Source organism: Bradyrhizobium ganzhouense (assembly GCF_049949285.1).
In the GTDB taxonomy this organism is placed as follows: Bacteria; Pseudomonadota; Alphaproteobacteria; order Rhizobiales; family Xanthobacteraceae; genus Bradyrhizobium; species Bradyrhizobium ganzhouense.
This window is the reverse complement of record NZ_CP181318.1, coordinates 1,426,342-1,444,705: the sequence shown is the minus strand read 5'-3', so window position 1 is coordinate 1,444,705 and position 18,364 is coordinate 1,426,342. Positions and strand designations below refer to the sequence as shown.

Annotated in this window: 21 protein-coding genes, 1 pseudogene and 1 riboswitch; of the genes and pseudogenes, 15 read left to right on the top strand and 7 right to left on the bottom strand. The window is 64.3% G+C overall.

Features of this window, described 5'->3' with window-relative positions; translation table 11 throughout:
* Positions 1–4 precede the first annotated feature (4 nt).
* Positions 5–179, bottom strand: a riboswitch (FMN riboswitch).
* Positions 180–643: 464 nt separating this feature from the next.
* Both ACLFLU_RS06795 and proC read left to right on the top strand, forming a co-directional pair.
* Complete coding sequence (locus ACLFLU_RS06795) at positions 644–1,144, top strand: YbjN domain-containing protein (protein ID WP_426411541.1); 501 nt, start codon at positions 644–646, stop codon at positions 1,142–1,144.
* Positions 1,145–1,343: 199 nt separating this feature from the next.
* Entirely contained in the window at positions 1,344–2,168 is an 825-nt protein-coding gene (gene proC / locus ACLFLU_RS06790; RefSeq protein ID WP_426411540.1) for a pyrroline-5-carboxylate reductase, read from the top strand.
* A 3-nt stretch (positions 2,169–2,171) separates the two neighbouring features.
* Here the strand turns inward: proC and ACLFLU_RS06785 are convergent, their stop codons facing one another.
* The 4 genes from ACLFLU_RS06785 to ACLFLU_RS06770 form a co-directional block, all read right to left on the bottom strand.
* Positions 2,172–2,564, bottom strand: coding sequence for a thioesterase family protein (locus tag ACLFLU_RS06785; protein WP_426411539.1), 393 nt, complete (start codon positions 2,562–2,564; stop codon positions 2,172–2,174).
* 173 nt (positions 2,565–2,737) lie between these two features.
* Positions 2,738–2,941, bottom strand: coding sequence for a tautomerase family protein (locus tag ACLFLU_RS06780; protein WP_008144861.1), 204 nt, complete (start codon positions 2,939–2,941; stop codon positions 2,738–2,740).
* Positions 2,942–3,062: 121 nt separating this feature from the next.
* Entirely contained in the window at positions 3,063–4,583 is a 1,521-nt protein-coding gene (hisS, locus tag ACLFLU_RS06775; RefSeq protein WP_426411538.1) for a histidine--tRNA ligase, read from the bottom strand.
* A 202-nt stretch (positions 4,584–4,785) separates the two neighbouring features.
* Positions 4,786–5,868 (bottom strand): branched-chain amino acid aminotransferase, encoded by a 1,083-nt coding sequence (locus tag ACLFLU_RS06770; RefSeq protein WP_426411537.1) that lies wholly within the window; start codon positions 5,866–5,868, stop codon positions 4,786–4,788.
* Between the two features lie 339 nt (positions 5,869–6,207).
* Between ACLFLU_RS06770 and ACLFLU_RS06765 the strand changes: the two genes are divergently transcribed.
* From ACLFLU_RS06765 to ACLFLU_RS06755, 3 genes are read left to right on the top strand one after another with little or no spacing between them, the layout of a single operon-like run.
* Positions 6,208–6,747 (top strand): MarR family winged helix-turn-helix transcriptional regulator, encoded by a 540-nt coding sequence (locus ACLFLU_RS06765; RefSeq protein ID WP_426411536.1) that lies wholly within the window; start codon positions 6,208–6,210, stop codon positions 6,745–6,747.
* Positions 6,744–7,475, top strand: a complete 732-nt coding sequence (locus ACLFLU_RS06760) for a response regulator (RefSeq protein ID WP_426411535.1) — start codon at positions 6,744–6,746, stop codon at positions 7,473–7,475. Before ACLFLU_RS06765 ends, ACLFLU_RS06760 begins: the two co-directional genes overlap by 4 nt.
* 19 nt (positions 7,476–7,494) lie before the next feature.
* On the top strand, positions 7,495–8,880 hold the full coding sequence (locus ACLFLU_RS06755) for an ATP-binding protein (RefSeq protein ID WP_426411534.1): 1,386 nt from the start codon (positions 7,495–7,497) through the stop codon (positions 8,878–8,880).
* Between the two features lie 20 nt (positions 8,881–8,900).
* Here ACLFLU_RS06755 and ACLFLU_RS06750 read toward each other — a convergent pair whose 3' ends face one another.
* Positions 8,901–9,431, bottom strand: a complete 531-nt coding sequence (locus ACLFLU_RS06750; protein ID WP_426411533.1) for a DUF3617 domain-containing protein — start codon at positions 9,429–9,431, stop codon at positions 8,901–8,903.
* Between the two features lie 47 nt (positions 9,432–9,478).
* Complete coding sequence (locus tag ACLFLU_RS06745; protein WP_426411532.1) at positions 9,479–9,784, bottom strand: hypothetical protein; 306 nt, start codon at positions 9,782–9,784, stop codon at positions 9,479–9,481.
* A 182-nt stretch (positions 9,785–9,966) separates the two neighbouring features.
* Here ACLFLU_RS06745 and ACLFLU_RS06740 point away from each other — a divergent pair, with 182 nt between their 5' ends.
* From ACLFLU_RS06740 to ACLFLU_RS06725, 4 genes are all read left to right on the top strand, one after another.
* Complete coding sequence (locus tag ACLFLU_RS06740) at positions 9,967–10,431, top strand: hypothetical protein (RefSeq protein ID WP_426411531.1); 465 nt, start codon at positions 9,967–9,969, stop codon at positions 10,429–10,431.
* Positions 10,432–10,549: 118 nt separating this feature from the next.
* The gene (locus ACLFLU_RS06735) at positions 10,550–11,251 is read left to right on the top strand and encodes a ribonuclease T2 family protein (RefSeq protein WP_426411530.1); all 702 of its coding nucleotides are present in this window, start codon (positions 10,550–10,552) and stop codon (positions 11,249–11,251) included.
* 53 nt (positions 11,252–11,304) lie between these two features.
* A complete protein-coding gene (locus ACLFLU_RS06730) occupies positions 11,305–12,171 on the top strand; it encodes a 23S rRNA (adenine(2030)-N(6))-methyltransferase RlmJ (protein ID WP_426411529.1) in 867 nt (288 codons plus the stop codon).
* A 252-nt stretch (positions 12,172–12,423) separates the two neighbouring features.
* A complete protein-coding gene (locus tag ACLFLU_RS06725) occupies positions 12,424–12,639 on the top strand; it encodes a cold-shock protein (protein WP_027534220.1) in 216 nt (71 codons plus the stop codon).
* A gap of 87 nt (positions 12,640–12,726) precedes the next feature.
* On the opposite strand, the gene ACLFLU_RS06720 is transcribed toward ACLFLU_RS06725, so the two are convergent.
* Entirely contained in the window at positions 12,727–13,350 is a 624-nt protein-coding gene (locus ACLFLU_RS06720) for an outer membrane protein (RefSeq protein WP_426411528.1), read from the bottom strand.
* A 251-nt stretch (positions 13,351–13,601) separates the two neighbouring features.
* Here ACLFLU_RS06720 and uvrC point away from each other — a divergent pair, with 251 nt between their 5' ends.
* From uvrC to ACLFLU_RS06690, 6 genes and pseudogenes are all read left to right on the top strand, one after another.
* On the top strand, positions 13,602–15,677 hold the full coding sequence (gene uvrC / locus ACLFLU_RS06715; RefSeq protein WP_426411527.1) for an excinuclease ABC subunit UvrC: 2,076 nt from the start codon (positions 13,602–13,604) through the stop codon (positions 15,675–15,677).
* Positions 15,678–15,771: 94 nt separating this feature from the next.
* Complete coding sequence (gene pgsA / locus ACLFLU_RS06710; RefSeq protein WP_148777642.1) at positions 15,772–16,389, top strand: CDP-diacylglycerol--glycerol-3-phosphate 3-phosphatidyltransferase; 618 nt, start codon at positions 15,772–15,774, stop codon at positions 16,387–16,389.
* Complete coding sequence (gene moaD / locus ACLFLU_RS06705; RefSeq protein WP_234685420.1) at positions 16,386–16,637, top strand: molybdopterin converting factor subunit 1; 252 nt, start codon at positions 16,386–16,388, stop codon at positions 16,635–16,637. Before pgsA ends, moaD begins: the two co-directional genes overlap by 4 nt.
* Positions 16,638–16,640: 3 nt before the next feature.
* Complete coding sequence (locus ACLFLU_RS06700) at positions 16,641–17,123, top strand: molybdenum cofactor biosynthesis protein MoaE (RefSeq protein WP_426411526.1); 483 nt, start codon at positions 16,641–16,643, stop codon at positions 17,121–17,123.
* A gap of 13 nt (positions 17,124–17,136) precedes the next feature.
* On the top strand, positions 17,137–18,096 hold the full coding sequence (prmB, locus tag ACLFLU_RS06695; RefSeq protein WP_426411525.1) for a 50S ribosomal protein L3 N(5)-glutamine methyltransferase: 960 nt from the start codon (positions 17,137–17,139) through the stop codon (positions 18,094–18,096).
* A 119-nt stretch (positions 18,097–18,215) separates the two neighbouring features.
* Positions 18,216–18,347 (top strand): annotated as a pseudogene (locus tag ACLFLU_RS06690) (ribonuclease BN); the annotation flags it as partial.
* Positions 18,348–18,364 lie beyond the last annotated feature (17 nt).

The window sequence follows — 18,364 nt, the reverse complement described above, 5'->3', positions numbered from 1 at the left end:
CACCGACCGTTCTCTTTCATCCGGACTTTAACCGTCGGCTTCGGAGTTGCACCGAATCTGCTGACCCTTTCCTTTGGAGAATATCCTTTTCAGGAATCCCCTTGGGGAAGGCGCTCGCGGGCTTAGGCCTTTCGGCCCTTACCGCCGGTGGGGACTTTCACCCCGCCCTGAGAACTTATCCACCCGTTATGAGTGGACTATTTCGAATTATGACGAACAGGGAGCCCGCCAGCAAGGACCTTCCTTATGGGTACTGCGCATGTGCCTATGACGTCAGGGCGAAACTCTGCGAAAATCCTGCGGGGCAGAAAATCGAACAGGGCGGGACCGATCCGGAACCGCAAGGAGGGCTCGGGCGCACGGAATGCAGCAAGGACCGGTCGATCCGATTCCGGTTTGTTCTCTTCGTTAATAATTGTGGCCGAGATGAGCTGTGGACGAACGAGTCCTGACTTGTGGACGGACTCGGCAGCCGGTTGCGCAGATTCCGCAAATCACATCAGTTGATCCGCGACAAGCCCGCGCTGATCCCGGGATCGTAACAGCGACTCCCAAGGGATCGCCTTAACGACATTAAGGGAGCGCGCGCCGGACCAACCGCGTGCGTATCAAAGACAACAAGAAGGCAAGAGGTCGAGACGGCATGTCCCTGCTCGAAGGCACTATCGATTCCAGAAGCCATCCACTCGCGGTCGTCGAGGATATCGCTGCCAGCAACAACTGGCCGTTCGAACGCTCCGGCGAAGACGAACTGACCATTGTCTCCAAGGGACAATGGACCGACTACCAGATCTCGTTCACCTGGATGGGCGAGATCGAAGCGCTGCATCTGGCTTGCGCTTTCGACATGAAGATTCCGGTCGCACGCCGGGGCGAGGTGCAGCGGCTCGTCGCCGCGGTCAACGAGCAATTGTGGATCGGCCATTTCGACCTGTGGACCAACACCGGCATGATCATGCACCGCCAGGCGCTGGTGCTGCCGGGCGGCCTCACCGCCTCGACCGCGCAATGCGAAGCCATGCTCGCCGGCGCCATCCACGCCTGCGAACGTTATTTTCCGGCGTTCCAGTTCGTGGTATGGGCGGGCAAGACCACCTCGCAGGCCATGGACGCCGCGATGTTCGATACGGTGGGCGAGGCGTAAGGATCGCCTCGTTCTCCGCTGTCGTCCCGGACAAGCGAAGCGCAGATCCGGGACCCATACCGCGTGATTTCACTTGCGGCACGCGGCTTGTTGCCGACACCTCCATCCACTAGAACCGCCTGTGGTTATGCGACGAGCGCAAGCGCTCGCGCGGGGATCCCGGCCTTCGCCGGGACGACACTGAGTATTGGCAATAGCGATGGCAAACAGCACTCTTCAGAACATCACCGGCACCATCCTGCTCGCCGGCGCCGGCAAGATGGGTGGCGCGATGCTGACCGGATGGCTGGCAGGCGGGCTCGATCCGCGCCGCGTCGCGGTGGTCGATCCGCATCTCTCGCCCGAGATCACCACGCTCGCCGCCAAGGGCGTTGCGCTCAATCCTGACGCGAAGGCGGCAGGCCACGTCGAGACGATGGTCGTCGCGGTGAAGCCGCAGATGTTCCGCGAGGCCGGTGCCAAGCTGAAATCATTCGTCACGGAAAAAACCTCGGTGGTCTCGATCATGGCGGGGACCACGATCGCGTCGCTCGAGGAGGTCTGCGGCGGCGCCGTGGTGCGCGCGATGCCGAACACGCCGGCCGCGATCGGCCGCGGCATCACGGTGGCCGTCGCGGCGAAGAACGTCAGTGCTGGCCAGCGCGCGGTGGCCGATGCATTGCTGCGCGCCACTGGCTCGGTCGAATGGGTTGACGATGAAAGCCTGATGGACGCGGTGACCGCCGTCTCCGGCTCGGGCCCAGCCTATGTGTTCCTGCTCGCCGAAGAGCTCGCGCGCGCCGGCGTGGAAGCCGGCCTGCCCGAGGCACTCGCGACGAAGCTCGCGCGCGAAACGGTTGCGGGCTCCGGCGAGTTGCTGCACCAGTCGGATCTTCCTTCCAGCACGCTGCGCCAGAACGTCACCTCGCCCGGCGGCACCACCGCTGCGGCTCTCGGCGTGCTGATGGGCGAGCCCGGCCTGCGCGACCTGATGATCCGCGCGATTGCGGCGGCGACGAAGCGGTCGAAGGAACTGGCGAAGTAGCCGCTACGCGCCCAACCGCTTGTTGAACATCTCGACGTTCACGAGCCCGCGCGCATGGCGGCCTTCGCCGAGCTTGCGCGTGCCCTCGAAGGCCTCGACCTCGAAGCGGATCACGCGGCGCTCGACTGCGATCACTTTCGCAGTGGTCCGCACCGTGGCGCCGACCAGGGCGGCGGCGAGATGGCGGATGTCGACCTCGGTGCCGACGGTGACCCAGCCCGGCTGAAGCGCGGCGCGGATCGCATCGCCAGACGCCATCTCCATTTCCAGGATCATCATCGGCGTCGCATAGACCATCGGCATGCCGGGCACGAAATGCCCGACCGTGCGCTCGGCCGGCACCACCAGCGTGCGCTCGGCGCTCATGCCGATCGTGATGAAGTCGCGTGCGTCCATGGGGCTTACTCAGTGTCGTCCCGGACAAGCGAAGCGCAGATCCGGGACCCATAACCACAGGATCGAGTTTGGCGAAGACTCGGAGTTACCAGCTCGCCACCACAACCACTCCCTGTGGTTATGGGTCCCGGCTTTCGCCGGGACGACAGTTGCGTGTGTTGCTACAGCGCCGCCTACTTCTTCGCGGCCGCGGCGCGCTCCACAAACGTCTTGCCGCCCTTCATCTTGTGGCGGAGGGGCGCTTCGTTGATCTGGATGACGACGGCATCGGCGTCGACGCCGAGATTCTTCACCAGCGCCTGCGTGATGTCGCGCATCATGCCGGCCTTCTGCTCGTCGGTGCGGCCTTCGGCCATGCTGACGGTGATCTCAGGCATATTATTTCTCCCTCTCGCCTCTCCGTCATGGCCGGGCTTGTCCCGGCCATCCACGGATATCGCTATCAAACAAGACGTGGGTGCCCGGGACAAGCCCGGGCACGACAATCGAAACGAATGGCTAGCCCCAGTTTACGTCATGGCGCGCAAGGACCTCGCGCACTTTTGAAACGAGATCGGTTTCGCTGCACGAGAATTGCGCCGGACGGGTCTCGCGCCATTCCTGGTTGGAGGCGATCGCGGCAGCGGCCTTGGCGCCCTCGATCAAATCCTTGATCTGCAGCTCGCTGCGCGCCTTTTCATCCGAGCCCTGGATGATCACGCAGGGTGAGTTGCGGCGGTCGGCATATTTGAGCTGATTGCCCATGTTCTTGGGATTGCCGAGATAGAGCTCGGCGCGGATGCCGGCGCTGCGCAAGGACGCCACCATCTTCTGATAGTCAGCGATGCGGTCGCGGTCGAACACGGTGACGACGACGGGGCCAACTTCCGGCCGCGTGTCGAGCTTGCCGAGCAGGGTCAGCGCGGCCTGGAGCCGCGACACGCCGATCGAGAAACCGGTCGCCGGCACCGGCTCGCCACGAAAGCGCGAGACCAGGCCGTCGTAACGTCCGCCGCCACCGACAGAGCCAAAGCGCACCGGACGGCCCTTCTCGTCCTTGGTGTCGAGCAGGAGTTCAACCTCGTAGACGGGGCCGGTGTAGTATTCGAGACCACGCACGACGGACGGATCGATCTTGATGCGGTCTGCGCCGTAACCCGACGCCGTGACCAGCTTGGCAATCTCTTCCAGTTCGCTCACGCCGGCCTGGCCAATTTCGCTCTTGGCGAGGTAGGTTTCTGCCGCAGCAACGGCCTCTTTCCAGTCGTCGCGCGGTTTGGTGATGGCGAGAACGACGTCAGCCTCCGCCGCGCTCAGATTGGCGCCTTTGGTGAAGTCGCCCTTGCCTTCCTCGCCGCCATCCCATCGTCCGGGGCCAAGCAATTTGCGCACTTCGTCGGCGGAAAACTTGTCGAGCTTGTCGATCGCGCGCAGCACGGTCAGCCTGCGGCCTGCGTTCTCCTCACCTGCGAGCCCGATGGCTTCCAGAACGCCGTCGAGCACTTTGCGGTTGTTCACCTTCACAACGTACTGGCCGCGCGCAACGCCCAGCGCTTCCATCGTGTCCGCGGCCATCATGCAGATCTCGGCATCCGCCGCCGGCGTCGCCGAGCCGACCGTATCGGCATCGAACTGCATGAACTGGCGGAAGCGGCCGGGGCCGGGCTTTTCGTTGCGGAAGACGTAGCCGACGCGGTAGCTGCGGTAGGGCAAGACCAGACCGTCAGTCCCGTATCGCTCGCCGACATAGCGCGCGAGCGGCGCGGTCAGATCGTAGCGCAAGCTGATCCACTGCTCGTCGTCGTCCTGGAACGAGAACACGCCCTCGTTCGGACGGTCCTGGTCGGGCAGGAATTTGCCGAGCGCATCGGTGTATTCCATTGCCGGCGTCTCCACCGGCTCGAACCCGTAGAGCTCGTAGACGGCGCGGATCTTCTCGACCATCTCGCGCGTCGCCCGGATCGCGGCGGGATCGCGATCCTCGAGCCCGCGCGGCAGCCGCGCCTTCAGTTTCTGGGGTTTTTTGGGTTTTTCGGCCATGCGGGCGTTTACCAGCCGACGCGCGATGCGGCAACTGCCGGCTTTCGCCTTCGCTCTCAGCTGGCGTTCCCCGGATGCTGCGCAGCGCGTCGCCCCTTGGCGGCGTGGTGCGCTGCTGATCCGGGGTCCATCCGCGGTGAGATGGGTCCCGGCTCTGCGCAGCAGCGTTGCACGCTGCAGCGCGTCCGGGACACAAGACCTCCTAGATCACCTTTTTGATCCAGTTGTGCGGATCGTTGGTGCGGCCGTACTGGATGTCGACGAGCTGCTTGCGCAGGCCCATGGCGACGGGGCCGGCAGCGCCGCCGCTGATCTCGAAGTCACCGCTGACCGAGCGCACCTTGCCGATCGGCGAGATCACGGCCGCGGTGCCGCAGGCGAAGGCTTCCTTCAGCCTGCCGCTGGCAGCATCCTTGCGCCACTGGTCGAGCGAATACGGCTCCTCGCGCACGGTCTTCCCGGCATCGCGGGCGAGCGCGATGATGGAGTCGCGGGTGATGCCGGGCAGGATGGTGCCGAGCGGCGGCGTCGACAGCGAGCCGTCGTCGAACACGAAGAAGACATTCATGCCTCCGAGCTCCTCGATGTAGCGGCGCTCGATCGCGTCGAGGAACACGACCTGATCGCAGCCATGCTGGATCGCTTCCGCCTGCGCGCGCAGGCTCGCCGCATAGTTGCCGCCGCATTTGACGGCGCCCGTGCCGCCGACGGCCGCGCGCGTGTAATTCTCGGAGACCCAGATCGAGACCGGCGCGGGGCCGCCCTTGAAGTAAGAGCCGACTGGCGAAGCGATCACCGCAAAAATGTATTCCGACGACGGCTTGACGCCGAGGAAGGTCTCGCTCGCGATCATGAAGGGGCGCAGATAAAGGCTGCCCTCGCCGCCCGGCATCCAGGCGCGATCGATGCGCACGACCTGCTCGACCGCCTCGATGAAAACGTCCTCGGGGATCGGCGCCATCGCCATGCGATCGGCGGAGTCCTTGAAGCGGCGCGCATTGGCGTCGGGGCGGAACAGGTTCACGCCGCCGTCGTCGCGCTTGTAGGCCTTCAGCCCTTCAAAAATTTCCTGGGCGTAGTGCAGCACCGCACCGGCCGGATCGATCTGGAAGTTGGCGCGCGCCTCGATCTTCGCTTCATACCAGCCGCCCTTGGCCTGGTTGTAGCGGACCACAGCCATGTGATCAGTGAAGACGCGTCCGAAGCCCGGGTCCACCAGCTTGGCGACCCGGTCCTTCTCAGGAGTGGGATTGGATGCGGGCTGGATGTCGAATTTCATGCTCATGTCCTTGCCTCCCGCTGCCGGTGGCGGCGCTGTTCTGGCGCCCGCCTACCCGTTGTCGGGCCCGGCTGGCTTTATGTGGTTTCTGGCCGAACCACCGCCAGCCTTGTTACGGCCGGTTTCCGTGGCCAGCATGTCATCCGAGGACATGCTTTTGCGGAAGGCGGAAGTCCAGTATGTTTTGCCGAAATGCCGCTCGACAATCGCACGGTAGATCTGATCCGGCCGTTGCCGCCTGTCTGGCTCACTCCGGCCGCTGTTAGAAATGCCACCCGACGCGAAACGACCTAAAATTTCGTGCGGGCTGATCGTTTTGTAACATTGAACCCAAGATACGTCAATATGCCTGACATAAATTTCGCGACTCCCTCTCAAGACGCCGCCGAGCCACGGCCGGCGGCAGGCGTTGGAGGCAATTTGCGCTGGGATATCATCGAGCTGCTGTTCTTCGCCTATCGCGATTTCGTCGGTGACCCCGACCAGGAGCTGGAGGCTTTCGGCTTCGGCCGGGCCCACCACCGGGTCATGCACTTCGTCTATCGCTATCCGGGCCTGAAGGTTGCCGACCTGCTCGACGTCCTGCGCATCACAAAACAGTCGCTCGGCCGGGTGCTCAAGCAGCTCCTGGACGAGGACTACATCGTGCAGAAGACCGGCGACAACGACCGCCGCCAGCGCCTGCTCTACGCGACGCCGAAGGGCGAGGCACTGGTGCAGAAGCTCGCCGGCCTCCAGACCACGCGGATCACCAAGGCGCTCGCCGAGATGGCGCCGCAGGATGCCGAGACGGTCAAGCGCTTCCTGCGCGCGATGATCGATCGCGACGATCCGGACAAGGTGCTCGAGACGATCTTCGCCAGCCATCAAGACTCAAAGGAGTGACCGTGCCGCTCGCTGCCACGCTCGCCCGCCCGCCGGTGCAACCGGCCGACGACGCCCCGCATCTGCTGCTGGTCGACGACGATCGCCGCATCCGCGATCTGTTGTCGCGCTTTCTCGCGGCCGAAGGTTATCGCGTCACCACCGCTTCGAGCGCGGGTGATGCGCGGTCAAAACTACTGGGCCTGCATTTCGACTTGCTCATCCTCGACGTCATGATGCCCGGAGAGACCGGCTTCGATCTCGCCCGCTTCATCCGCACGTCCTCCTCGGTGCCGATCGTGATGCTGACGGCGCGCCATGAAGCCGAGGCCCGCATCGAGGGCCTTCAGATCGGCGCCGATGATTACGTGGCAAAGCCGTTCGAGCCGCGCGAGCTGGCGCTGCGCATCAACAACATCCTCAAGCGCGCTGCGCCGCCGGTCCAGGCCGCGGCCGTGGAGAAGATCGCGTTCGGTCCCTACGTCTACCATCTGGAGCGCGGCGAGTTGCGCCAGGGCGAGGAGGTCATCCATCTCACCGACCGCGAGCGCGAGATGCTGCGGATTCTCTCGGAGACGCCGGGCGAGACCATTCCGCGCAGTGCGCTGACCGGCAATGGCAGCGTCAACGAGCGCGCCGTCGACGTGCAGATCAACCGTCTGCGGCGCAAGATCGAGACCGATCCCGCCAATCCGCTGTTTCTGCAAGCGGTGCGCGGCATCGGCTACCGGCTGGTAGCCTCGCCATAGAAGCAGTGAAGCACGACCGATGAGCACGATCGATACCGGCCTGACGCTGCTGCGAAGCGCCGCCGGACGCGTCTCCGCCGCCAATGGCTGGATGGGCAACGCGTTCAAGGGCTGGATGCCGACCGGCCTCTATGCCCGCGCGCTGCTGATCATGATCGTGCCGATGGTGATCCTGCAGACCGTGGTCGCCTTCGTGTTCATGGAGCGGCACTGGAACACGGTGACGCGGCGCTTGTCGCAGGCCGTGGTGCAGGACGTCGCCAGCCTCATTGACGTCTACAAGGGCTATCCGCAGGACAAGGACCGCGCGCAGCTGCGCCGCATCGCCGAGCGCATGCAGTTGGTGGTCGATTTTCTTCCCGTCGGCGACATGCCGCCGCCGGGACCAAAGCCGTTTTTCTCACTGCTCGACCAGACGCTGTCGGTGCAGCTCGGCCGCCAGATCGGACGCTCGTTCTGGATCGACACGGTCGGCCGCTCCAACCTCGTCGAGATCCGCATCCAGCTCGACGATGCCGTGATGCGCGTGTTCGCGCAGCGCAGCGCCGCCTACGCGTCGAATTCGGAAATCTTCCTGTTCTGGATGGTCGGCACATCGTCGATCCTGCTGATCGTGTCGGTGCTGTTCCTGCGCAACCAGATCAAGCCGATCCTGCGGCTTGCGGACGCCGCAGAAAGTTTCGGCAAGGGCCGCGAGGCGCCGAACTTCAGGCCGCGCGGCGCGCGCGAGGTGCGGCGCGCGGCGGGCGCCTTCCTCGAGATGAAGTCGCGCATCGAGCGCGCGATGGAGCAGCGCACCGCGATGCTCGCCGGTGTCAGCCACGATCTGCGCACCATCCTGACCCGCTTCAAGCTCGAGCTGGAGCTGATCGGCGACAGTCCCGAGCTCGAGGGCATGCGCAAGGACGTCGACGAGATGTCGATGATGCTGGAGGATTACCTTGCGTTTGCCCGCGGCGATTCCGGCGAGCAGTCGCAGCCGACCGACATGGCGCAGGCACTCGAGGCGCTGCGCAGCGATGCCGAACGCCACGGCCACACCGCGACCGTGACATTCAGCGGCCTGCCCGTGGTCACGGTGAAGCCGGCCTCGTTCAAGCGCTGCCTCGCCAACCTCGTCACCAATGCAGCGCGCTACGGCAAGGCCATCGCCATCTCCGGCCAGCGCGATCACCGCTATCTGACCGTCACGGTCGACGACGACGGGCCGGGCATCCCTGTGCATTTGCGCGAGGAAGTGTTCAAGCCGTTCCTGCGGCTGGACAACGCTCGCAACCAGGACGAAGGCGGCACCGGCTTGGGGCTGGCCATCGCCCGCGACATCGCCCGCTCGCATGGCGGCGACATCACGCTCGGCGACAGCCCGATGGGCGGATTGAGGGCGAGCGTGCGGATTCCGGTGTAGCTGCCCTTACCTCGCCCCGCCTACTTCGGCAACAGCGCCTTCAATTTGTCGACGTCGCGCACGTTCATCTTGAAGCCGCCGGGCATCACGATGTCGCCGGGCTTCTGGTCGGGCTTGCAGGCGCCGAGCCATTTCGCTTCGAGCGTCATGGTGCTGTCGCGCCCCGCGGCACCGACAGCGCCGCCTTGCGCATGCGACGAGGTCTTCACCGTGTAGGCCGAATTGAAATCGCCGGTGATCTCGGCATGCGAGGTCGTGCTCATGCCGGCGACGCTGCACTCGGAATCACTGACATAGCCGGTCGCGGTCTTCTTGATGTCCTGCTTGGAGCAGACCTGCTTGGCCATCGGCGAGATGTTGTTATTCATCTCCTTGTCGACAGTCTCGTCGGTGCAATGCTGCATGGTCATTTCCGGCATGGCCGAGCCGGACCGGACCATCTTCAATTCCCAGAGACCGGCCTTGCGCAGTGGCAGGTCGTCGGCGAAGGCGCTACCTGCCGACAACGCGAGGCAAACGACTGATCCGAGCAAAGCAAGCTTGCGCGTCATCGGAGAAACTCCCGGCTGAGATGTCGTGGCTGGCGTTCCGAAACGCCTCAGTAGAGCGTGCGGATCGGACGATCGGCCGCGCCGTAGGGCACCCAGCGGCAGGCAAAGGAGATGTAGCCGCCCTCATAGGCCTGCACCGCGAGGAATTTCACCACCTTGCCGTAGCGCGCGCAGTGATCGACCGCGGCCTGGCGCGCATCGGTCTGGGTCGCCATCGAATAGGCGATGATGCCGCCGGTGTCGTTGCCCTTGAAGGGCGGCACCGGAAGGATGTCGGCACGCGCCGACTGGCTCGCCATGATCCCCGAGACAACCAGGCTGGCAAGAAGGCCCGCGGCCGCAATGATTCGCATTCCCGTCACTCCGATTGATTGGAGGCAGTTTACGGTGCCGGCGCGGCGGTGGAAAGAACGGAAGGCCGGCTGACTGCACCGTTGTGATCAACTCCTGGCCAAGTGTTGCCGCGCTGCACTTGACCTCCCCCGCCCTTCGCGGCACCGTCCGACCTTCGCAGATCATGCAGTCTGGATTGCACATGCGCGCCTCGACCTCCCTGAAACCGCTTCGTTTTGCCGCCGTTCTTGGCCTCCTGTTCGGAGCGCTGTCGCTCAGCGAGGCCAGGGCTGCCAATCCGCTGGAGTTGAATTTCTGGCTGAGCGGACCGCGTTATGACGGCAATGTCGCCGATTGCGAGAAGGCACTGCCGATGATCGCGAGCCAGTTCTCGGAGAAGGAAGGCTCGTTCTGGAATTCGCCGTTGAGAATCGAGGGCTTCGCGGCCGTCCATGAGACCGCGTTCCGGCCCTGGGCGTCCGACAATATTCCGCGCCGCTACTGCACCGGCGAGGCCATGCTCAATGACGGCAAGGTGCGCAAGGTGCACTTCTCGATCGTCGAGGATGGCGGCTTTGCCGGCTACGGTCAGGGCGTGGAATGGTGCGTGGTCGGGCTCGACCGCAACTGGGCCTACAATCCGGCCTGCCGCGCCGCAAAGCAGTAAGTCGAAGGTCCTGATTCGGACCGATCAAGCGGCCGATCGACGGTCGGCCGAAATTTGTTCTTGAAATGTTCTTGTTGCCTGCTAGGCTGATTGCACAGTCTGGTTGAGGGGCGTCGCCATGTTTCATTTTAGATTGCTTTCGTTCTCCCGCCTTCTGATCTCCCTGACCGTTGCGGCCGGGCTGATCTCGCTGGCCGGCGGCGCGAAGGCGCAGGACAAACGGCAGAACGCGCCCGGCGAATTCGATTTTTATGTGCTGTCGCTGTCCTGGTCGCCGTCCTTCTGCGAAGAGGCGGCCGAGCGCGGCCGCGGCGGCGGGCGCTCGAACATCCAGTGCGAGGGACGCCCCTATTCCTTCGTGGTGCACGGGCTGTGGCCGCAATATGAGAACGGCTTCCCTGAATACTGCCAGCGGCCGTCGCCGCGGCTGAATCGCAACATCGTCTCCTCGATGCTCGATTTGATGCCGGCGCCGGGGCTGATCTTCAACGAGTGGGACAAGCACGGCACCTGCTCCGGGCTGACGGACCGCAACTATTTCGAGACGATCCGCAAGGCCCGTGCCGCGATCAAGATTCCGGCCGAATATCTCGACCTGTCGCAGGCCAAGACCGTGGCGCCGGGCGAGGTGGAAGAAGCCTTCATCAAGGCCAATCCGGGGCTGAGCAACGCAGCCGTCTCGGTCACTTGCAACCGCACCCGGCTCTCCGAGGTCCGCATCTGCCTCAGCAAGGATTTGCAGTTCCGCGCCTGCGAGGAAATGGAACGTCGCGCCTGCCGGCGCGACCAGGTGACGATGCCGCCGATCAGAGGTGGCTAGTTCAGGCCCTCGTGCCTCTTTGCTCAGGCCGTCACGTGGCGTAGTGCTCTTGCATGAACTACCGCCACGCCTTTCACGCCGGCAACTTCGCCGATGTCATCAAGCACATCGTGCTGGCGCGCATCCTGACCTATTTGCAGGACAAGCCGGCCGCCTTCCGCGTCATCGACACCCATGCGGGTGCCGGCCTCTATGATCTCGACAGCGACGAGGCGCGCCGCAGCGGCGAGTGGCTGACGGGGATCGCGCGGCTGATGCAGGCGCGCCTTTCGAACGAGACGGTCGCGCTGACCAAGCCGTACATGGACATCGTTCGCGCCTTCAATCCGAAGGGCGAGCTCAAGGCTTATCCGGGCTCGCCCTTGATCGCGCGCGGCCTGATGCGGCCGCAGGACCGGCTCGTGGCGTGCGAACTCGAACCGAAGGCGCGCAAGGCGCTGATCGACGTGCTGCGGCACGACGAACAGGCGCGCGTAGTCGATCTCGACGGCTGGATGGCGCTTCCGGCGTTCGTGCCGCCGAAGGAGCGGCGCGGACTCGTGCTGATCGACCCGCCATTCGAGGCGAAGGACGAATTCGAAAGACTGGGCGAGGCCTTCTCCACCGCCTTCGCGAAATGGCCGACCGGTATCTATGTAATCTGGTATCCCGCCAAGAGCCGGCGCGCCACCGACACACTCGCGCAACTGGTGGCGCGGACCGCAGCGGCAGCAAAGACTCCGGGAAAATGTTTGCGACTCGAATTCAGCGTCGCACCACAGGTCGACGGCGCGGCCCTCACCTCGGCCGGACTGCTAATCGTCAATCCGCCCTATACGCTGCAGGGCGAGTTGAAGACGATACTGCCCGAGTTGGAGATGCCGCTCGGCCAGGGTGGCGCTGCCAGATTCCGATTGGAAACACCAAAGCCTTACCCCTAAAGCGCCGCCATTCTTGGGAAAAATATGCAGTAGCGGTAGTCAATCTGCAAAGAACCGTATTATGCTATTTGCGTGACTGGCTTTACGTTCCGCTTCCGCGAATGGTTGCGGCGGAGTGAAGGCCTAAGAAAGATCCAGTCGGACCGAAGGGTCTGCCCAAGGATGGCCAGCTCTCCCGGGCTTCGTGATGCCCGGTCATGTCGCAGCGCGCGTCTGCGTTGCGACGGAGGAGCAATGAGGGGGAGTTTCCCGATGGCCAATACGGGAACGGTTAAGTTCTTCAACGGCGAGCGCGGCTACGGCTTTATCAAGCCGGACGACGGCGGCCGCGATGTCTTCGTTCACATCACCGCTGTCGAGCGGGCGGGACTGAAGGACCTTGCTGAAGGACAGCGTATCACATTCGAAGTCGAACCGGACAAGAAGGGGAAGGGGCCGAAGGCGGTCAATCTTGTGATCCTTTCGTAGCGGACCTGCCCCGGGAAACCTGACGCAAAAAAAGTCCCGGCCGCGAGCGGCCGGGAGGCTGTAGTCCGGTATTTTCTTATTTGGCGATCAGAAATGATAGTTCACGCCTGCGCGAACAACGCTGGCGCTATAGCCGTTTGACACGCCTGTAATTGCGAACTGGCTCGACGACAGATCGATGTAGAGATATTCGAGCTTCGCGCTCCAGTTCGGCGCGAAGCCGACTTCCGCGCCGACGCCGGCGGTCCAGCCGGCGGTGGTGTGCGATTCCGTCCAGCCGAAGGTCTGCGCGCGTAGCTCGCCGAAAGCGAGGCCTGCGGTGCCGTAGAACAGGATGTTGTTGAAGGCATAGCCGGCGCGACCGCGCAGCGTGCCGAACCAGGGATTGGAGAACTTCCACGGCGCGAAAGTGTCGTCGGCGCCTGCGCCCTGGATGTCACCCTCGACGCCGAACACCCACGGGCCGTTCTGGAAATTGTAGCCGGCCTGCACGCCGCCGACGAAGCCGGAGGGCTTCACGGGCGTGTTGCTCACCGAGCCCCATTCATAGCCGAGATTGGCGCCGAGATATGGGCCGGCCCAGCTATAGCCATTGAGCGGCTGATTGACCGTATAGGGCGCACGCTCCCCGTAACTGAGATCGGCGGCCTCTGCCGACGCCGTCCAGCCGGCTGCAACCAGCGCGGCCGCGCCCACAACGAGCCCCTTCATCACACACTCCAACGCAACTGCCGCAACCGGGTGCGAGGCTTGCGCCGCCGCGCAAGGCCAAACCGCATGGTTACGGAACCACCACTTTTTCGCGTAAGATTTATCGAGAGTTTTAAGTTAAAGGGCTGTTAAGACCCGTTACCGCGCTGTTAACAGACTTAAGAAAGCGTTACCGGGAACTGCGCCGCCATCCTGTGCGTGCGGCACGGCCGGAACTTCAAATCGGCTCCCCCAGCGCCTAAATTCGCACCATGGTTCACGATTCCACCGACAATCCGGACGACGCACGCGCGCGCAAATCGCCGCGAGCAGCGACCGCCGATGCCCCGCCCCAAGAGACATCGCGCGAGACGGCGCCGCCCGACCTCGATCCCGCCACCGCGGGTGGCGATGACGAAGACGATGCGCGGCTGCCGGACATTCTGGAAGAGAGCGGCGCGATCGGCGAAGAGCCGCTGGCGACCGGTCACGAGGCGATCGAGCGCGCGGTCCGGCTCGCGCCCACCTCGCCCGGCGTCTATCGCATGCTGAGCGCCAATGCCGATGTGCTCTATGTCGGCAAGGCCAAGAACGTCAAAAAGCGCCTGTCCAACTACGCGCGCCAGAGTGCGCCGCTGCCGGCGCGCATCCTGCGCATGATCGCGGCCACGGTGACCGTGGAGATCATCTCGACCACGACCGAGACCGAGGCGCTGCTGCTGGAAGCCAACCTCATCAAGCAGCTGCGGCCGCGCTTCAACGTGCAGCTGCGCGACGACAAATCGTTTCCCTACATCCTGATCACCGGCGACCATTGGGCGCCGCAGATCCTGAAGCACCGCGGCGCGCAGACCCGGCCCGGGCGCTATTTCGGACCGTTCGCCTCTGCCGGCGCCGTCAACCGCACCATCACGGCCCTGCAGCGCGCGTTCCTGATCCGCTCCTGCACGGATTCCTTCTTCGAGAGCCGCTCGCGGCCCTGCCTGCTGTACCAGATCCGCCGTTGCGCCGGCCCCTGCACCCGCGAGATCGACTTCCCCGGCTATACGACGCTGGTGCGCGAAGCGACCGACTTCCTGTCCGGCAAGAGCCAGGCGGTGAAGCAGGAGCTCGCGGGCGAGATGGAGAAGGCCTCCGGCGAGCTCGAATTCGAGAGTGCGGCGCTCTATCGTGATCGCCTTGCCGCGCTGTCGGCGATCCAGTCGCAGCAGGGCATCAATCCACGCACGGTGGAGGAAGCCGACGTGTTCGCTATCCACCAGGAGGGCGGCTTCTCCTGCGTCGAAGTGTTCTTCTTCCGCACCGGCCAGAACTGGGGCAACCGCGCCTATTTCCCGCGCGCGGAGAAAACCTACACGCCGGAGGAAGTGCTGGGGTCCTTCCTCGCCCAGTTCTACGACGACAAGCCGCCGCCGAAGACCATCCTGCTCTCACACGAGATCGAGGAGAGCGAGCTGCTTGCCAACGCGCTGTCGATCAAGGCCGGCCACAAGGTCGAGGTCATCACGCCCAAGCGCGGCGAGAAGAAGGAGCTCGTGACCCACGCGCTGACCAATGCGCGCGAGGCGCTCGGCCGCAAGCTCGCCGACACCGCAACGCAGAGCCGTCTGCTCGACGCCATGGCCACCACGCTGAGCCTGCCGCATCCGCCCAAGCGCATCGAGGTCTACGACAACAGCCACATCCAGGGCACCAATGCGGTCGGCGCCATGATCGTCGCCGGCCCCGACGGCTTCGTCAAAAACCAGTACCGCAAGTTCAACATCAAGTCGGAAGGGATCACACCGGGCGACGACTTCGCCATGATGCGCGAGGTGTTGGAGCGCCGCTTCAAGCGCCTGATCAACCCGCCTGAAGAGGGCGCGGCCAAAGCCAAGGACGACGACTTCCCGCAATGGCCTGACCTCGTCATCATCGACGGCGGCCGCGGCCAGCTCAACGCCGTCCGGGAGATCTTCACCACCCTCGGCCTGACCCAGGTGTCGCTGATGTCGGTCGCCAAGGGGCCGGACCGCGATGCCGGCCGCGAGACCCTGTTCATGCCGGAGCGCGAAGCGATCAAGCTGGAGCCGCGCGACCCCGTGCTCTATTTCATCCAGCGCCTGCGGGACGAGGCCCACCGCTTCGTCATCGGCTCGCACCGCAAGCTGCGCAAGAAGGACATTCGCGAGGCCGGCTTGCAGGAGATTCCGGGCATCGGCCCGTCACGCAAACGTGCCTTGCTGCACCATTTCGGAACCCTGAAGGAGATCGAACGCGCCTCGATCGCCGATCTCGGCAAGGTTCCTGGGGTGAGCGCCGAAAGCGCTCGCAGGATTTTCGACTATTTCCATCCCCAGCCGGGGTGAACTAAAGGAGCCGTAGTCATATGGTCGTCGCATCCCGCACCCCAATTAGGGACGGACGGTTGACCTTCAGGCTTGAGCGGTATTGGTAGGACGGATGAACATCGCCACGACACGAGGGACAACCAGCCGCGCGATGTCCCTGCCGAACATCCTGACCTATGGCCGGATCGCCGCGATCCCGGTCGTGGTCGGATGCATCTACGCGCAGTCGATCATGGACTACCCGCTGTGGCTGCGTTGGGTCGCGGTCGCGATCTTCATCGGCGCTGCGGTGACGGATTATCTCGACGGCTATTACGCGCGGATCTGGAATCAGCAATCGGCGTTCGGCCGGATGCTCGACCCGATCGCCGACAAGCTGCTGGTCGCCTCCTGCCTCCTCATGCTGGCCGCCGACGGTATCATCCATGGCTGGTCGCTGTGGGCCGCCATCGTGATCCTGTGCCGCGAGATCCTGGTCTCGGGCCTGCGCGAATACCTCGCCGCGCTCCGTGTCAGCGTGCCCGTGACCAAGCTCGCCAAATGGAAGACCACGGTTCAGCTCGTCGCCATCGGCTTCCTGCTCGCCGGTCCGGCCGGCGACGAGGTCATTCCTATGGTCTCGCTGATCGGCCTCGTCCTGCTGTGGGCCTCGGCGATCCTGACCATGTACACCGGCTACGACTATTTCCGCGCCGGCATCCATCACCTCATCAAGGAGGATGAGGGATGAAGGTGAAGTATTTCGCCTGGGTGCGCGAGCGCGTCGGCAAGGCCGAGGAGACGATCGAGCCGCCCGCAACCGTGCGCACCGTCGAGGAGCTGATCGCCTGGCTGTCCGGCAGAAGCGAGGCTTATGCCTATGCGTTCGAGAAGCCGAAGGTGATCCGCACCGCGATCGACCACGCCCACGTCAAGGCCGACGCCGCGATCGCGGGCGCCCGCGAGATCGCGTTCTTCCCGCCGATGACCGGCGGCTAGGCCATGACTTCCCCTGTCACAACCTGCCCCGTCGTCATCCGCATCCAGGAAGACGATTTCGACATTGCGCGCGAGATCGCGCTCTTGACCGAGAGCCGCACCGACATCGGCGCGGTCGTGAGCTTCTCCGGCATCTGCCGCGCCGACGAGGATAGTTCGAAGATCGCCGCGCTCACGCTCGAGCATTATCCTGATATGGCCGAGGAAGAGATCAAGCGCCATGTCGACGAGGCCATTTCGCGCTGGCCGCTCAACGGCGTCACGGTGATCCATCGCGTCGGGCGGTTCATGCCCGGCCAGAACATCGTGCTGGTGCTCACGGCGTCGCAACACCGCCGGGCGGCGTTCGAGGCGGCCGAGTTCCTGATGGATTATCTCAAGACCAGCGCGCCGTTCTGGAAGAAGGAAGAGAGCGCCACCGGCACCGGCTGGGTCGAGGCCCAAGCCCGTGACGACGAGGCCGCCGCACGCTGGACCCGATCCTGATGGCAATATCCTGATGGCAAGAGCTGTGAGAAAGACCACGCGCGGCCGCGCCGCGCCAAAACTCGCGAAGGTCGGCCGCGGCGAGCTGCTCACCCTGATCGATTTCGTCCGCTATGCGGTCAGCCGCTTCGTCGAGGCGAAACTTTCTTTTGCCCACGGCACGACCGATCCGGTCGCGGAAGCCGTCTTCCTGGTCTGCGAGGCCCTGCACCTGCATCCGGACCAGTTCGAGATTTTTGGCCATGCCTGCGTCACATCAGCGGAAGGCAAGACCCTGCTCGACCTCATCCATAAGCGCGTGACGACGCGCAAACCGGCGGCCTATCTCGTCAACAAGATCTACATGCGCGGCCTGCCGTTCTATGTCGATGAGCGCGTCATCGTTCCGCGCTCCTTCATCGGCGAGCTGCTGGATTCGCATTTCGGCGGCGACGGCGAAGCGGGTTCGCTGATCGACGATCCCACGGCCGTCGAGCGCGTGCTCGATCTCTGCACGGGATCGGGATGTCTCGGGATCCTCGCCGCGTATCATTTCCCGAATGCCTTGGTTGATGCCGTCGACATCTCCAAGGGCGCGCTGGAAGTCGCCGCGCGCAATGTCGGGGAACATGGGCTGGGTGAGCGGATCACGCTCCACCGGGGTGACCTGTTCGCGCCGCTCGGCGCCAACAAATACGATCTGATCATCACCAACCCGCCCTACGTCGACGCGGAAGGCATGGCGGCATTGCCGCCGGAATGCCGGGCCGAGCCGAAGCTTGCCTTCGACGGCGGCCTGGACGGCCTCGACGTGGTCCGCCGTATCCTGCACGAAGCGCCCAACCATCTCACGCCCGATGGCGGTCTCCTTTGCGAGATCGGCCGCGGCCGCGAGCTGGTCGACGAGGCCTTTCCGGAACTGCCGCTGCTCTGGCTCGACACCGAGGACTCCGAGGGCGAGGTGTTCTGGATCGCGGCCGCCGATCTCGGCTGATCCGCCAGGCGCAAGCCCGCTCCGGCGGAACAAGCCAAATCCCGCCACGTTCATCCCCCGACCGTCACGGACTGGACGCCTGACATGTGTGCGGGGCACAGCGAGCAGCTCGACAAGCCTTCGCCAATTACAGCGCGACCTATGGCTCGCTCGGGGTTGCGATCAGCTTGATGATGTGGATGTCCGCCATCGTGGTCATGTTCGGGGCGGAGCTGAACTATCCCCTCGAATCAACAATGATGTTAGGGTGAAGCGGCTTGGGGAGCAT

What these genes read in the sequence shown, in the direction of transcription:
- ACLFLU_RS06795 (WP_426411541.1), top strand. Translation starts at nt 644, where the DNA reads ATGTCCCTGCTCGAAGGCACTATCGATTCCAGAAGCCATCCACTCGCG.
- ACLFLU_RS06745 (WP_426411532.1), bottom strand. Translation starts at nt 9,784, where the DNA reads ATGCGAATCATTGCGGCCGCGGGCCTTCTTGCCAGCCTGGTTGTCTCG.
- ACLFLU_RS06755 (WP_426411534.1), top strand. Translation starts at nt 7,495, where the DNA reads ATGAGCACGATCGATACCGGCCTGACGCTGCTGCGAAGCGCCGCCGGA.
- ACLFLU_RS06750 (WP_426411533.1), bottom strand. Translation starts at nt 9,431, where the DNA reads ATGACGCGCAAGCTTGCTTTGCTCGGATCAGTCGTTTGCCTCGCGTTG.
- pgsA (WP_148777642.1), top strand. Translation starts at nt 15,772, where the DNA reads ATGAACATCGCCACGACACGAGGGACAACCAGCCGCGCGATGTCCCTG.
- ACLFLU_RS06720 (WP_426411528.1), bottom strand. Translation starts at nt 13,350, where the DNA reads ATGAAGGGGCTCGTTGTGGGCGCGGCCGCGCTGGTTGCAGCCGGCTGG.
- prmB (WP_426411525.1), top strand. Translation starts at nt 17,137, where the DNA reads ATGGCAAGAGCTGTGAGAAAGACCACGCGCGGCCGCGCCGCGCCAAAA.
- ACLFLU_RS06700 (WP_426411526.1), top strand. Translation starts at nt 16,641, where the DNA reads ATGACTTCCCCTGTCACAACCTGCCCCGTCGTCATCCGCATCCAGGAA.
- ACLFLU_RS06730 (WP_426411529.1), top strand. Translation starts at nt 11,305, where the DNA reads ATGAACTACCGCCACGCCTTTCACGCCGGCAACTTCGCCGATGTCATC.
- ACLFLU_RS06785 (WP_426411539.1), bottom strand. Translation starts at nt 2,564, where the DNA reads ATGGACGCACGCGACTTCATCACGATCGGCATGAGCGCCGAGCGCACG.
- ACLFLU_RS06725 (WP_027534220.1), top strand. Translation starts at nt 12,424, where the DNA reads ATGGCCAATACGGGAACGGTTAAGTTCTTCAACGGCGAGCGCGGCTAC.
- moaD (WP_234685420.1), top strand. Translation starts at nt 16,386, where the DNA reads ATGAAGGTGAAGTATTTCGCCTGGGTGCGCGAGCGCGTCGGCAAGGCC.
- ACLFLU_RS06765 (WP_426411536.1), top strand. Translation starts at nt 6,208, where the DNA reads ATGCCTGACATAAATTTCGCGACTCCCTCTCAAGACGCCGCCGAGCCA.
- hisS (WP_426411538.1), bottom strand. Translation starts at nt 4,583, where the DNA reads ATGGCCGAAAAACCCAAAAAACCCCAGAAACTGAAGGCGCGGCTGCCG.
- ACLFLU_RS06780 (WP_008144861.1), bottom strand. Translation starts at nt 2,941, where the DNA reads ATGCCTGAGATCACCGTCAGCATGGCCGAAGGCCGCACCGACGAGCAG.
- proC (WP_426411540.1), top strand. Translation starts at nt 1,344, where the DNA reads ATGGCAAACAGCACTCTTCAGAACATCACCGGCACCATCCTGCTCGCC.
- uvrC (WP_426411527.1), top strand. Translation starts at nt 13,602, where the DNA reads ATGGTTCACGATTCCACCGACAATCCGGACGACGCACGCGCGCGCAAA.
- ACLFLU_RS06740 (WP_426411531.1), top strand. Translation starts at nt 9,967, where the DNA reads ATGCGCGCCTCGACCTCCCTGAAACCGCTTCGTTTTGCCGCCGTTCTT.
- ACLFLU_RS06770 (WP_426411537.1), bottom strand. Translation starts at nt 5,868, where the DNA reads ATGAGCATGAAATTCGACATCCAGCCCGCATCCAATCCCACTCCTGAG.
- ACLFLU_RS06735 (WP_426411530.1), top strand. Translation starts at nt 10,550, where the DNA reads ATGTTTCATTTTAGATTGCTTTCGTTCTCCCGCCTTCTGATCTCCCTG.